Below are 14761 nucleotides of genomic sequence, written 5' to 3'. Positions count from 1 at the left end.
GCAGATATGGGGAGGGCCCGGGACAAACCTGCCATTCGACTTGGAATGTCCCGGGCCCTGCCGGTTTTCATAGTTCGAATTGGTTAGGATGCATATAATGGTTTATAGGAGAAAGGGAGGCTCATATTATGGCGGAAACCACCAGTATCCAGATAAGAATTCATCCGGAGACGAAGGAAAGAGCAGAAAAATTATTTGCGGACATGGGTATCACTTTATCGGATGCCATTGACCTGTTTTTGTGCAAATCTATCGCTGCGGGAGGTCTGCCATTTGATGAGAAACAGCCTCTTTATAATACGGAAACAGAGGTTTCCGTGCAGGAAGCGCGCGATATTCTGGGTGGAAAGGTAAATACGAAGACTTATGCTACGGCAGGAGAGCTATTTGAAGAGTTAAATAAAGAAATGGACTAAAAAATAATGCTGCAACTGGAAACCACCGGCCAATTCCGAAAGGACTATAAACGGCTGAAAAAGCGCGGATACGACATGTGCCGGATGGAACAGGTGATCGATAAGCTGTTGGAGGAGAAAGCTTTACCGGCACAATACCATGATCATGCTCTGTCGGGAACTTATGCCGGATTTCGGGAGTGCCATGTTTCGAGGGATTGGCTGTTCATCTATGCAGTCCATCGAGATAAGCTGATATTAACCGCTTCCCGGACAGGGTCCCATTCGGATCTGCTGAGAAAAGGATAAATGGGAGGAAGGAAATCCGCGTCAGGGCCTTGAAACCTGGTCCCCGGATTTAGAACCCAGGTTTTAGCGGAAAAAACGAATTGAAAGAGAGGACTTACCGTCTCTGCAACACGGAGACAGAAGTCCTCTTCGATTTACGCTGTTTTTCACAGCTCCTTTAAAATTTTTAAGTTTCTTCAATAAAGAGTTAAATTATATCAGCATAATTCCGCAATATCCAGAATTAGGCGTTTCGATTCCGGCCATCCCAGGCAAGGATCGGTGATAGATTTTCCATAGACATGTTCGCCTACCCGCTGTGCGCCGGGTTCTATGTAACTCTCGATCATGACACCCTTAACCAGACGATGAATATTATGGGAATGCCGCCTGCTGTGCAGAACTTCTTTCACGATACGGATCTGTTCCAGGTATTGCTTATTCGAATTGGAATGATTGGCATCGATAATCGCAGCCGGATTTTTTAACTCCCGCTCGTCATACATCATAAGGAGCCGGTTCAGGTCCTCATAGTGATAATTGGGAATGCAGGAACCATGTTTATTGACGGCGCCGCGCAAAATGACATGAGCCAGTTCATTTCCGTCCGTCTTTACTTCCCAGCCCCGGTAAATAAAGCTGTGCCCGTTCTGTGCGGCCACCACCGAGTTCAGCATAACCGAATAGTCGCCGCTGGTCGGATTCTTCATGCCCGCCGGCACGTCAAAACCGCTGACCGTCAGCCGGTGCTGCTGATCCTCCACAGAGCGGGCGCCGATAGCCACATAAGACAGAATATCTGAGAGATAACGCCAGTTTTCAGGATAGAGCATCTCATCCGCGGCAGTCAGCCCGGTTTCCTCGATAGCCCGTATATGCATCTTCCGAATGGCGATGAGACCCGCCAGAAGATCCGGGTTCTTCTCAGGGTCCGGCTGATGAACCATTCCTTTATACCCCTCGCCGGTAGTCCTTGGTTTATTCGTATAAATTCTGGGAATCAGGATCAGCCGTTCCTTCACCTCTTCCTGAAGTTCAGCCAGCCGGCTTACATAATCGCACACCGCATCCTCATTATCCGCGGAACAAGGCCCCACAATGACCAGGAACTTATCCGAGACACCAGTGATCACATCGCGGATCTGCGCATCCCTCTGTTCCTTTATCTTCTTAATCTCTTCGCTGATCGGATACTGTTCCCGAATCTCCGAAGGGGTAGGTAATTTTTTAATAAAAGTAAATCCCATAGTTAGCACGTCCTTTCGCAATGATTATAAACTAATTATCCTGGCTTGTCGACTATTTTTTGGGGTGGGTTTTTAGGGAGGGGCCGTTGGGAATGGGGACTGGGTGCTGGAGAGCGCGCGTCGCGGGCCGGCTTATGGCGGCAGGGTATTCCCGCGCTCCCGCCTCCGGCCAGGTCTTTGTACGCTTTGAAAAGACAAAGAAACGGTTACAAGTTACACTAGCTCCGGAGCCCGGAAATCCCTTATTACATTTTCCAGGGCAAACTCGCCCTTGCGGGCTCAAACAGTGCCCTGAAAAATGGGGATTTCCGGACTCCTCCGCAAGTGTAACTAGTAACCGTTTCTTATGTCTTTTCAAAGCGTACAAAGACCTGGCCGGAGGCGGGAGCACGGGAATTCCCTGCCGCCATAAGCCGGCCCGCGACGTGCGCTCTCCAGCACCCAGTCCCCATTCCCCCGGATTCCCAGGCTCCCCCTTTCCTCTCCGGCCCACAAATTCAGTTTATAAAAGTTTAATATTTAAAAGGATTGACGCAAATCAGGGCGGCCCTTATAATGAGGAAAGTGACTGACCGGTTGGTCGGTCGGTATATTTTGACAGGAAGAGCCAAGCGCAAGGAGGAGCGGCATGTTATCGAAGATTAGCGTGAAGAAACCGTATACGGTAGTGGTAGCTGTGGTGCTGATATTGATTCTGGGGGTCGTATCTTTTACGGAGATGACCACGGATCTGTTTCCCAGTATGAACCTGCCCTATGCGATAGTTATGACGACAGACCCGGGAGCCAGCCCGGAAGAAGTGGAAGAGAAAGTGACGAAACCGGTGGAGTCGGCGATGGCGACCATCAGTAATATAGAGAACATCAATTCGGTTTCTTCGGATAATGTTTCTATGGTTATTTTGGAGTTCGCGGAGACTACCAATATGGATTCCGTTACCATTGAGATGCGGGAAAGCCTGGATCAGATCAAGACGTACTGGGATGATAATATCGGTGATCCGCTGATTATGAAGCTGAACCCGGATATGCTGCCGGTTATGGTGGCGGCGGTGGACGGGGAGGGACTGAGCGCTTCGGAGCTTACGGATCTGGTAAATGACAAGGTGATACCGGATATCGAGAGTCTGGAAGGGGTAGCCAGCGTCACGGCTACCGGTGAGATCGAGGAAAGCGTTCAGGTGATTATCCGCCAGGATAAGGTGGATGAGGCCAATGCGAAGGTGAGAGCGGCGTTAGATGACAGTTTCGCAGATGCAGAGTCGGAGATGGAGGATGCCCAGTCTGAGATTAAGGATGGGAAGAAGAAACTGGAGGACGGGCTGAATGAGGCTTCCGGAAAGATGGCGGAAGGGGAGACCCAGATTCTGAATGGAAAGCTGGATATCGCCAAGGGCGAGGTGCAGATCGCGACAGCCCAGAGCATGGTGCAGATGGGGGAAACGCTGGTCAGTTCGCTTGAGGATACGCTGAAAGAGACGAAAGGGAAAGCATCGGAGCTGGAACAGCAGTTAAAAGCCGCGGAAGAGGGGCTGGATGCTCTGGATCAGGCGAAAGCGCAGATACAGCAGCAGCTGGATTTCCTGAATTCCATAACACCCGGGGCGATCACACCGGAACAGGCGGCGGCTTTGCAGGGTATGCTGGCCGCGATCGATACAAGCGGGCTTACGGAAGAACAGAAAGCGGCGATTAACCAAGCGGTTCAGATGGGAATCCAGAATATGCCTGTGGAGGTCCAGAAGGGGATCCTGGATGCGTTAAAGAGCGGGCTTCAGGGGGCGCTGAATCAGATCGACCAGCAAGCGTCCCAGCTGCCGGTGACGAAAGAGGAGCTGGCCCAGATACGGGCGGCTTATGATACCGCCAAGTCAGAAGTTAATAAATTAGAGGGGAGTCTGGCTGAGGCAAAGAAGGAGCTGGCAGAAAACAAGACCAAGCTTCAGGAAGCGCAGGAAGCCTTCCCGGAAATAAAAGAGAAAACCGACGACGCGATGAAGCAGCTGGTGGAAGGACAGTCCAAGGCTGCTGTGGAGATGGGCAGCGCCAAGGCCATGCTGGAGATGGGCGAGAAGCAGATGGACTCGGCCAAGGAGCAGTTTGACGATACGAAAGATACGGCCTATGATAATTCCGATCTGAACAATATTATTAATACGGACCTGATCAAGCAGATCCTGCTGGCCCAGAACTTTTCCATGCCTGCGGGGTATGTCACGGAAGACCGGGTGGACTACCTGGTGCGGGTCGGTGATAAGGTGGCCGACACGGAGGCTTTGGAAAATCTGGTATTGCTGGACATGGGAATGGACGGGCTGGAACCGATCCGGCTCTCCGATGTGGCGGACGTTATTTATACGGACAACAGCGACCAGGTTTATGCCAAAATAAATGGAAATCCGGGTATCATGTTCAGCATTCAGAAGCAGACCGGGTATTCCACGGGAGATGTATCCGGCAGGCTGCAGGACCGTTTCGATAAGCTGGCGGCGGAAAATGAGAATCTGACGTTTACAGCCCTGATGGACCAGGGGATTTATATTGACATGGTGATCAATTCTGTCCTGGAAAATATGTTGTTCGGCGGGCTGCTGGCGATTCTGATACTACTGCTGTTTTTAAAGGATATCAGGCCTACATTGGTTATCGCCTGTTCGATTCCGATCAGTATCCTGACAGCGATCGTGCTGATGTATTTTTCCGGTGTGACGATCAATATTATCTCGCTGTCCGGTCTGGCGCTGGGAGTCGGCATGCTGGTTGATAACTCCATTGTCGTGATTGAAAATATTTACCGGCTGAGAAATGAGGGCGTGCCGGTTAAGAAGGCGGCTATTGACGGAGCAAGGCAGGTGTCCGGAGCTATTATGGCATCCACGCTGACGACGATATCCGTATTTGCGCCGATTATATTTACACAGGGTATCACGCGGCAGCTTTTCGTGGACATGGGGCTGACGATCGCTTACTCGCTGCTGGCCAGCCTGTTTATCGCCCTTACTTTGGTACCGATGATGTCGGCGGGACTGCTTAAGAATACCAAGGAGAAAGAACATAAGATTCTGGACCGGCTGCAGGGCGTGTGCGGAAAGGGAATCGCCTGGTCACTGCGGCATAAGGCTGTGGTCCTGATCACGGTGGTGGTGCTGCTGGCGGTCAGTGCATTTGGAGCTATTTCCAGAGGTACGGCGTTTATGCCGGAGATGGAGAGCACCCAGGTGTCCGTGGATGTGAAGATGCCGGAAGGGTCTTTGCTTTCGGAGACGGCGGCCATGACAGACCAGGTGATCGAGCGTCTGACCACGATCCCGGATGTGGATACCGTGGGCGCAATGGTCAGTTCCGGCTCAATGATGGGAATGGGGAGCAGCTCGACAGACGCGGCGTCTCTGTATCTGATTCTGAAGGAAGACCAGACCATGACCAATGCGGAAGTGGCGGACAGCATAAAGGAACTGACCCAGGATCTGGACTGCGAGGTTTCCGTAAATACGAATACGATGGATATGAGTGCTCTTGGCGGCAGCGGTATTTCCGTCCGGGTTAAAGGCCGTGAGCTGGATAAGCTTCAGGAGATCGCCGGCGATGTGGCGAAAATCATAACCGACACCAAAGGCACTACGGAAGTCAATGACGGAATGGAGGAGACCACGCCGGAGTTCCGGATTATTGTAAATAAAGAGAAGGCCTCGGAATACAACCTGACCGTGGCTCAGGTATACCAGAAGGTACAGGCCAGACTGGCGGATGCCAAAGCGGCTACCGTTCTTCAGACAGCGGCAAAAGATTATAATGTGACCGTGACAGACGGGGAAGATGAAGAACTGACCTGGCAGGATCTGGAAAAACTGACCATCAGTGTCACGAATAAGGATAAAGAGAAAGAAGACGTGCCCCTGTCGGAGCTCTGTACGTTTACGGAAGGGGAAGGATTGTCGTCCATTAACCGGATTGGAAATGAGCGCTGTATTACCGTATCCGCATCCATTGACAAAGACCACAATATCGGTCTGGTCAGCAGCGAAATACAAAAGCAGCTGAACCGGTATCAGATTCCGGACGGATACAGTATCGAGATGGCCGGTGAGGATGAGACGATCAATGAAGCCATGGTCCAGGTAATCAAAATGCTGCTGCTGGCGCTGGTATTCATGTATCTGATTATGGTGGCCCAGTTCCAGTCACTGCTGTCACCGTTTATCATCATGTTCACCATTCCCCTGGCCTTTACCGGCGGGTTCCTGGGACTGTTCCTGTCCGGCAGCGAAGTCAGCGTAATCGCAATGATCGGTTTCGTCATGCTGTCAGGAATTATCGTAAACAACGGTATCGTGCTGGTGGATTATATCAATCAGCTGCGAAGAGAAGGAATGGAGAAAAAAGAGGCGATCGTGGAAGCCGGAAGGACCCGTCTGCGGCCAATTTTGATGACGGCTATGACGACGGTGTTAGGACTCTCTACCATGGCGGCCGGTTTTGGCATGGGCGCAGATATGGTGCAGCCCATGGCTATCGTCACGATCGGAGGACTGATCTATGGTACGCTGCTGACCCTGTTTGTAGTGCCGTGTATCTATGATTTGTTCAACCGGAAGAAAGACATGACGGAGGAGGAGATTGAGTAATGGAAGTAGCTGACAAGAAGGTTGCTCTGTTTGAAGCGGTGATCGCACTGATTGAAGACGGCGTGGATATCAACTCGTTAAAAGTATCCGACATTACCAACCGGGCCGGAATTGGCAAAGGCACCGCCTATGAATATTTTCGGAGCAAGGAAGAGATTATTATACAGGCGCTGTTCTATGACGTGGGACGGCGCATTGAGAAGATCCGCAGGCTGCTGAGACAAAATATGAATACCAGAGACCGGATTTTTACCATTTTTCAGTGGATGGAAACGGATGCGAGACAGAAGAGTTCATTTACACAGCTGTTCCAGATGGCGACCGGATCGTTTGAATTTTCCAATTCCCTGAAAGAAAAGATGGACAGCCAGGAAGGATATTGTAGGGAAATCAATGAAATCCTGATGGCGTTCGTGGAAGCTGGAGTTAAGGAGGGCGTATTCCGGCCGGAGTTAGCGCCGGCCTTACAGCGCACAGCTTTGGTGTCACAGTTCATGAGCTTTGTACTTTATTTCCATCAGGAAGAGATCTCAGAGTCAGTGAGCGTGGAGCAGATGAAAGAATTCCTGTACGGGAATATCATGAAAATGTTAGGATAACGTAATGCGGACATGTCCCAAACCGGAATGGACATGTCCCAAACTGAAATGGACATGTCCCAAATCGAAATGGACATGTCCCTTTTAGTTATTGCTCGGCCAGATTTTTCTGGGCGGTGGATAGCATTAGTTTGATACGGTTCAGCTGGTTTACTTCGCTGGCGCCGGGGTCGTAGTCGATGGCTACGATATTGGACTTGGGATGCCGTCTGCGGATTTCTTTGATGACTCCCTTTCCGACGATATGGTTCGGCAGGCAGGCGAAGGGCTGTGTGCATACGATATTGCTGGTGCCGCTGTGTATCAGCTCCATCATCTCGCCGGTCAGGAACCATCCTTCTCCGGTCTGGTTGCCAAGCGAGACGATCGGCTCCGCCATTTTCGCCAGGTCTTCGATGTGGGCCGGTGGGTCAAAGTGCCGGCTGGCCTCTAAGGCCTTACGCGGAGCGGAACGGATCCAATCCAGGCCCTTGATTCCCAGATTGCAAAGCGCAGCGGTCTTCTTACTCATGCCCAGCTTGTCGGCCTTGAAATTCGAGTTATAGAAGCAGTACTGGAAAAAGTCCAGAAGATCGGGGACTACGGCCTCCGCACCCTCGGATTCCAGCAATTCCACCAGGTAGTTGTTTGCCGCCGGCAGGAATTTTACAAGAATCTCGCCGACTACTCCGACCTTGGGCTTTTGTACATCGGTTACCGGGAGTTTGTCGAAGTCCTGAATGATCTCTCGGCATAATTTCTTATATTCACGGAAGGACGGATGCTTTTTTTGGAGAAACGCGACGCATCTGGCCTCCCATTTTTTGTGCAGCGCGTTTGCGGAGCCCGGCGTGGCCTCATAAGGACGCATCCGGTACAGGCAGCGCATGAAGATGTCGCCGAATACCAGACCGAATATGGCCTTTTTCAATAATGGAAGCGTAAAGGAAAAGCCCGGGTTGCTCTCTAATCCGTTCAGGTTGATGGATATAACCGGAATCTGGGGATATCCGGCTTTTTCAAGAGCCCTGCGGATGAATCCGATATAGTTGGAAGCGCGGCAGCCGCCGCCGGTCTGGGAAATAACAACCGCAGTTTTGTTTACATCGTATTCACCGGATAAGATGGCCTCCATAATCTGGCCGACTACCATCAGTGAAGGGTAGCAGGCGTCATTGTTGACATATTTTAATCCCACATCCACCGCCGCTTTGTTGTCATTGGGCAGAACACGGATGTTAAACCCACAGGATTTTAACGCCGGCTCGATCAGAGCAAAGTGGATCGGCGACATCTGGGGGCAGAGGATGGTGTAATCTTTTTTCATTTCTTTGGTAAATACTACCCGGTCATAGGCGGAGGATACCACAGTCCGGCAGATCGATTTCTGTTCCCGCACCCGGATGGCGGACAGTAACGAACGGACCCGGATTCTGGCGGCGCCCAGATTATTTACCTCATCGATTTTCAGGCAAGTGTAAATCTTTCCGGACTTGGACAGGATATCGCTTACCTCGTCGGTGGTAACCGCGTCCAGGCCGCAGCCAAAGGAATTTAACTGGATCAGATCCAGATTATCCCTGGTTTTTACATAGTTTGCCGCCGCGTAGAGACGGGAATGATACATCCACTGGTCCATGACGATCAACGGGCGCTCCACCGGATACATATGGGAAATAGAATCTTCCGTCAACACCGCCAGACCATAGGAGGTGATCAGCTCGGGAATACCGTGATGGATCTCCGGATCTACATGATAAGGCCGGCCGGCCAGAACGATTCCGCGCCTGCCGTTTTCATTCATCCAGGCCAGGGTCTCTTCTCCTTTGCGCATCATTTCCTCACGGAAATTTTCAAGCTCCATCCACCCTGCGTGCACGGCAGCCCCTACTTCCTCGGCCGGAATCTGCATATACTCCGCAAACTCTTCTTTTAGCCGGTTGGCGAGAACTTCCTCACTGGTAAATGCCAGGAACGGATTCTTGAAATTCACCTGTCCGGAACGGATTTCTTCTATATTATTCTTAATATTTTCCGCATAAGACGTGACGATGGGGCAGTTGTAGTGGTTGTTGGAATCCGGGAATTCATTCCGCTCATAGGGAATGCACGGATAGAAGATCATATCCACTTTCTGCTTGATGAGCCACATCACATGTCCGTGAGCCAGTTTAGCCGGATAACATTCCGACTCGCTGGGAATGGACTCGATGCCCAGCTCATATATTTTCCGGTTGGAAGAGGGGGAAAGCACCACCCGGAACCCCAGTTTGGTGAAAAACGTATGCCAGAACGGATAATTGTCATACATGTTGAGGACCCGGGGAATGCCCACGGTGCCTCTTACCGCTTCATCTTCCTGCAAAGCCTCGTAGTCGAACAGACGCTTGTTTTTATATTCAAACAGATTGGGGATATTATCCTTATTCTTTTCCTTTCCAAGCCCCCGTTCGCAGCGGTTGCCCGTCACAAACTGACGGCCTCCGGTAAAACGGTTGATGGTCAGCAGACAGCTATTGGTACAGCCTTTACATCTGGCCATACTGGTAGAGAACTGAAGGGTGTTGATCTTCTCAAAAGGAAGCATGGTGGTCTCCATCCCTTCCTCATAGCGTTCCCTGGCGATCAGCGCCGCGCCGAACGCCCCCATGATACCGGCGATATCGGGCCGGACCGCCTCACAGTCCGCGATTTTTTCAAAGCTTCGAAGCACCGCATCATTATAAAAGGTACCGCCCTGTACCACGATGTTCCGGCCAAGGGAGGACGCATCGGAAACCTTAATTACCTTAAACAGCGCATTTTTTATGACAGAATAAGCAAGGCCTGCGGAGATATCGGAAACCTCGGCCCCTTCCTTCTGTGCCTGTTTTACTTTAGAATTCATAAATACGGTACAGCGGGTACCCAGATCGATCGGGTGTTTGGCGAACAACGCCGCTTTGGCAAAATCCTCCACGCTGTAATTCAAAGATTTGGCGAAGGTTTCAATAAAAGAACCGCAGCCGGAGGAGCAGGCTTCATTTAACTGCACGCTGTCCACGGTCTGATTTTTGATGCGGATACATTTCATATCCTGTCCGCCGATATCCAGAATACAGTCCACAGCCGGCTCAAAAAATGCCGCCGCATAGTAATGGGCTACCGTTTCCACCTCGCCCTCATCTAATAACAGAGCTGCCTTGATCAAAGCTTCCCCATACCCGGTAGAACAGGACCGGACAATCGAGGCGCTAGGCGGCAGCAGCGTATAGATTTCCTTTATGGACTTAATGGTGGTAGCCAGCGGGCTGCCGTTGTTATTACTGTAGAAAGAATACAATAAAGAGCCGTCCTCACCCACCAGGGCGACCTTTGTAGTGGTAGAACCCGCATCGATTCCCAGATAGCAATTTCCCTCATAGGAAGCCAGATCAGCCGTAGCCACACAATGACTGTTGTGACGGTTCTCAAAAGCCGCATAATCCTCAGCGGAAGCGAACAAAGGCTCCATCCGTTCCACTTCGAATTCCAGCTTAATATTCCCGGATAACTTTTGTATCAGGGACATCAGGGTAGTACTGACCTCAGGCTTCGCATTCAACGCGGAACCAATGGCAGCGAACAGATGGGAGTGGTCGGGAGCGATCGTATGCTCCGCATCCAGCTTCAAAGTCCTTACAAAAGCCTGTTTCAGCTCAGACAAAAAGTGCAGCGGTCCTCCCAGAAACGCCACATGCCCCCGGATCGGTTTGCCGCAGGCCAATCCGCTGATGGTCTGGTTTACGACGGCCTGAAAAATAGAAGCGGACAAATCTTCTTTGGTCGCTCCCTCGTTGATGAGAGGCTGGATATCAGACTTAGCGAACACCCCGCATCGCGCCGCGATGGGATAAATGGCCTGATAATTCCTGGCGTACTCATTCAGACCGGAGGCATCCGTCTGCAGAAGAGAAGCCATCTGGTCAATAAATGACCCGGTACCGCCTGCGCAGATACCGTTCATACGCTGTTCGATATTTCCACCCTCAAAATATATAATTTTCGCATCTTCCCCGCCCAGCTCAATAGCCACGTCCGTCTGGGGAGCTTCGGTCTGCAGCGCCGTAGATACGGCGATCACTTCCTGAACAAAAGGAACCTCCATATGCTTCGCCAGTGTCAGCCCGCCGGACCCGGTGATCATAGGCCAGACCTCAACATCCCCAAGCTGTGCATGAGCCTTCTCCAATAGAGAAGCCAGTGTCTCCTGAATATTGGCAAAATGGCGTTCATAATCAGAAAACAGTATATTCTTATCCTGGTCAAGAATGGCAATCTTTACCGTAGTAGAACCGATATCGATGCCCAATGTATGTAATAATTGTTTATCCATAAATAACGCAGTAACCTGCTGTACCTCCTTACTCTAATATCAGCCTACATTATACGACAAAGTCCCTGAAAAAACAACCGGAAACATCTGCTGGGGGTGCTGGGGGGCTTCTTTGCTGGGGGGGACGGGAAGAGAGGCAAGGGGACGGGGACGAAGCGGGAAGGCGCTGGGGGAACCCCGGGGGACTGACGGCCGTGTCTGCGAAACGCTTGAGGGCGGGCATTAGCGGATCTTGTGGAGAAGGATACAGAACCCTGCGGGTCCGGGGCACTGTCTGAGCCGCTTTCTGGCGAGTTTGCCCCGGACCCGCGAATAAGGGGTTCTGCATCCTTCGGAACTAGATCCGCTTATGCCCGCCCGAAGCGTTTCGCAGACACGGCCGTCAGTCCCCCGGGGTTCCCCCAGCGCCTTCCCGCTTCGTCCCCGTCCCCTTGCCTCTCTTCCCTGGTTTACAGAAGGCCCATTTCCATGGTCATTAGTTGCGGAGTGTTGGGATGGTTATTGTCTATGCTAATTATATGAAGCATCAGATTGTAAAATTATAACGTTTACAATCTATCATGATTAGAATCCATTAGAAACCATTATAAACGGATATTGCTTATAACCCATAATATAATGAAACTACCCAATAATAATTATAATCTCTAAAAGTCTAAAAGGCTGTAAACCTATAAAGGTTTTATAAAATAAAGTTATTTAAACATAATGATTTTAAGAATAAAGATTCAAAATGTATAAATGTATAAAGATTATAATACAGGTTGTAAAATCCGTAAAATCGTAAACCCACAAACCCATAAACTCATAAACCCATAAGCCTATATCCGTCATAGGCCTATAATAATATAGCGCAATGACCTAATAAGCCTATATCCCCAATAAACTTAGCACATAGAATTATGGCGTTCACTAAAGTAGGAGGGAGCTGGGGCTGGTATCCGGGCGGGGCGGGACAAACGTAACGGGAGCAAAATCGCTTGAGGCCATGCCTTAGAACGGGTTACGCAGAAGAGGACGAAACCTCGCAGGACCCGGGGCACTGTTTGAGCCGCATTTTGGCGAGTTTGCCCCGGGTCCTGCTAATAAGAGGTTTCGCCCTCTTCGGAGTTACCCGTTCTCAGGCATGGCCGAAGCGATTTTGCTCCCGTTACGTTTGTCCCGCCCCGCCCGGATACCAGCCCCAGCTCCCTCCGGCCCTTAGCCCCCCACCAAAGCAAGTCCCTCAGAGCGTCCATTTGGATTTATCACATTCTATGCCGGCAGGCATATAATAATGAAGAAAGTTTTGTGGAAAGGCGTGGATGGTATGTGCAAGACGGATGTTCCTTTTGATGTGGGGAATTGGTCGAACGGGATTACTTGCGACGGCGAGATGTATGTGGTGAAGGAGGGGGATACGCTGTACCGGATCAGCAGGCAGTTTGGCGTGAACCTGGCGAGTTTGATGGCGGCAAATCCTTATGTGAATGTGTATAACCTGCAGGAGGGGGATGAGATTTGCATCCCGATTTTTTCAAATTTCTATTAACAGGAATGGGATTGTGTGTTAAAATAGGGCACATATGAAAATTATTAAAATACCGATGTGTAGGAGTGTATTAGGATGAATAAAGTAAGAACGAGATTTGCACCCAGCCCGACCGGGAGGATGCATGTGGGGAATTTGCGGACGGCGCTGTATGCCTATCTGATTGCGAAGCACGAGGGCGGGGATTTTATCCTGAGGATCGAGGATACGGACCAGGAACGGTTTGTGCCGGAGGCGCTGGATATTATTTACCGGACTCTGGAGAAGACGGGGCTTAAACATGATGAGGGTCCGGATATCGGCGGGCCGGTGGGGCCTTATGTGCAGAGTGAACGGCAGGAGCAGGGGATTTATCTCGAGTATGCGAAGCAGCTGATAGAGAAGGGCGAGGCTTATTATTGTTTTTGCGATAAGGAACGGCTGGAGTCGTTGAAGCAGGAGATTAACGGTAAGGAAGTCATGGTTTATGATAAACACTGCCTGCATTTGTCAAAGGCTGAGGTGGAGGAGAAATTGGCGGCAGGGGCGCCTTTTGTGATCCGGCAGAATAACCCGCAGACCGGAACGACTACGTTCCAGGATGATATTTATGGGGATATTACCGTGGATAACGCGGAGCTGGATGATATGGTCCTGATTAAGTCCGATGGGTATCCCACTTATAATTTTGCCAATGTGGTGGATGATCATTTGATGGGCATCACCCACGTGGTGCGGGGAAATGAGTATTTGTCCTCTTCCCCCAAGTATAATCGTCTGTATGAAGCGTTTGGATGGGAGGTGCCTACGTATGTGCACTGCCCTCTGATTACGGATGAGGAACATAAGAAGCTGAGTAAGAGAAGCGGTCATTCTTCTTATGAAGATTTGATCGAGGCCGGTTTTCTGAATGAGGCGGTGGTGAATTTTGTCGCGCTGCTGGGATGGAGTCCGGAGGAGAACCGGGAGATTTTCTCCCTGGAAGAGCTGGTGGAGGCATTTGATTATCATCATATGGGTAAGGCTCCGGCTGTATTCGATGTGGTGAAGCTCCGCTGGATGAACGGCGAATATATGAAAGCCATGGATTTTGATGTCTTCTATGAGAAGGTGGAGCCGATTCTGAAAGAAGCGATTGGAAGAGACGTGGATTACCGCAAGGTGGCGGCTATGGTGAAGACCAGAATTGAGGTCTTCCCGGATATTCCCGAGATGGTGGATTTTATTGCTGAGCTGCCGGAGTATGATACCGCTATGTATGCTCATAAGAAAATGAAGACGACTCCTGAGACGGCTCTGGTTGTGCTTAAGGAGGTGCTTCCTTTGCTGGAGGCGCAGGTGGATTACAGCAACGACGCGCTCTATGAGACGCTGGTCGGTTTTATTAAGGAAAAAGGTTATAAGAACGGTTATGTTATGTGGCCGATCCGTACCGCTGTGTCAGGAAAACAGACGACTCCCGGAGGGGCTACGGAGCTTATGGAGGTCCTGGGGAAAGAGGAATCTCTGAAGCGTATCCGCCTTGGGATTGGTATGCTGGAGGGCTGATTTCTGTAGGGGGCCGGAGCGGGCAGGCGCAAGGGCGGTTTCCGGGGATGCTCCCGAAGGCCGGGGGCTGTTGTGTCTCCCTGGGAGCGCGGAGGGCTTGCGCTGGCACCCGCTAAGCGGAATCGAAAAGCCGGGTTCAGGAACCGAGCCTATTCACCAGGAACACGTGATGTGTTCCCGGTTCAGAGGCTCTTGCCCGTCGGACGTGAAGTCCGCC

General features: G+C 50.9%; 8 protein-coding genes. 6 read left to right on the top strand and 2 right to left on the bottom strand.

All coding sequences use genetic code 11. The features are described 5' to 3' along the window. Positions 1-128 precede the first annotated feature (128 nt). Entirely contained in the window at positions 129-416 is a 288-nt protein-coding gene (locus KTH89_RS20910) for a type II toxin-antitoxin system RelB/DinJ family antitoxin (protein WP_238722968.1), read from the top strand. Between the two features lie 6 nt (positions 417-422). Then, positions 423-704, top strand: a complete 282-nt coding sequence (locus KTH89_RS20905; protein WP_238722967.1) for a type II toxin-antitoxin system YafQ family toxin — start codon at positions 423-425, stop codon at positions 702-704. 197 nt (positions 705-901) lie between these two features. Here the strand turns inward: KTH89_RS20905 and KTH89_RS20900 are convergent, their stop codons facing one another. Beyond that, positions 902-1930 (bottom strand): 3-deoxy-7-phosphoheptulonate synthase, encoded by a 1029-nt coding sequence (locus tag KTH89_RS20900; protein WP_238722966.1) that lies wholly within the window; start codon positions 1928-1930, stop codon positions 902-904. Between the two features lie 628 nt (positions 1931-2558). Here KTH89_RS20900 and KTH89_RS20895 point away from each other — a divergent pair. Continuing rightward, positions 2559-6554 carry an efflux RND transporter permease subunit gene (locus KTH89_RS20895; protein ID WP_238722965.1) on the top strand — a complete coding sequence of 1332 codons (3996 nt, stop codon included), beginning with the start codon at positions 2559-2561 and terminating at the stop codon, positions 6552-6554. Next, positions 6554-7153: a TetR/AcrR family transcriptional regulator gene (locus KTH89_RS20890; RefSeq protein WP_158346715.1), complete on the top strand. Its 600-nt coding sequence runs from the start codon at positions 6554-6556 to the stop codon at positions 7151-7153. Before KTH89_RS20895 ends, KTH89_RS20890 begins: the two co-directional genes overlap by 1 nt. Positions 7154-7241: 88 nt before the next feature. Here KTH89_RS20890 and KTH89_RS20885 read toward each other — a convergent pair whose 3' ends face one another. Beyond that, complete coding sequence (locus KTH89_RS20885; protein ID WP_238722964.1) at positions 7242-11486, bottom strand: 2-hydroxyacyl-CoA dehydratase; 4245 nt, start codon at positions 11484-11486, stop codon at positions 7242-7244. A 1276-nt stretch (positions 11487-12762) separates the two neighbouring features. Between KTH89_RS20885 and KTH89_RS20880 the strand changes: the two genes are divergently transcribed. Continuing rightward, positions 12763-13017 carry a LysM peptidoglycan-binding domain-containing protein gene (locus tag KTH89_RS20880; RefSeq protein WP_238722963.1) on the top strand — a complete coding sequence of 85 codons (255 nt, stop codon included), beginning with the start codon at positions 12763-12765 and terminating at the stop codon, positions 13015-13017. Between the two features lie 75 nt (positions 13018-13092). After that, complete coding sequence (gene gltX, locus KTH89_RS20875) at positions 13093-14544, top strand: glutamate--tRNA ligase (RefSeq protein WP_238722962.1); 1452 nt, start codon at positions 13093-13095, stop codon at positions 14542-14544. Positions 14545-14761 lie beyond the last annotated feature (217 nt).

It is taken from the genome of Diplocloster agilis (genome assembly GCF_019042275.1).
GTDB classification, from domain to species: domain Bacteria; phylum Bacillota; class Clostridia; order Lachnospirales; family Lachnospiraceae; genus Diplocloster; species Diplocloster agilis.
Note: the sequence above shows the minus strand (reverse complement) of the source record. Positions and strands in the feature narration are given on the sequence as shown.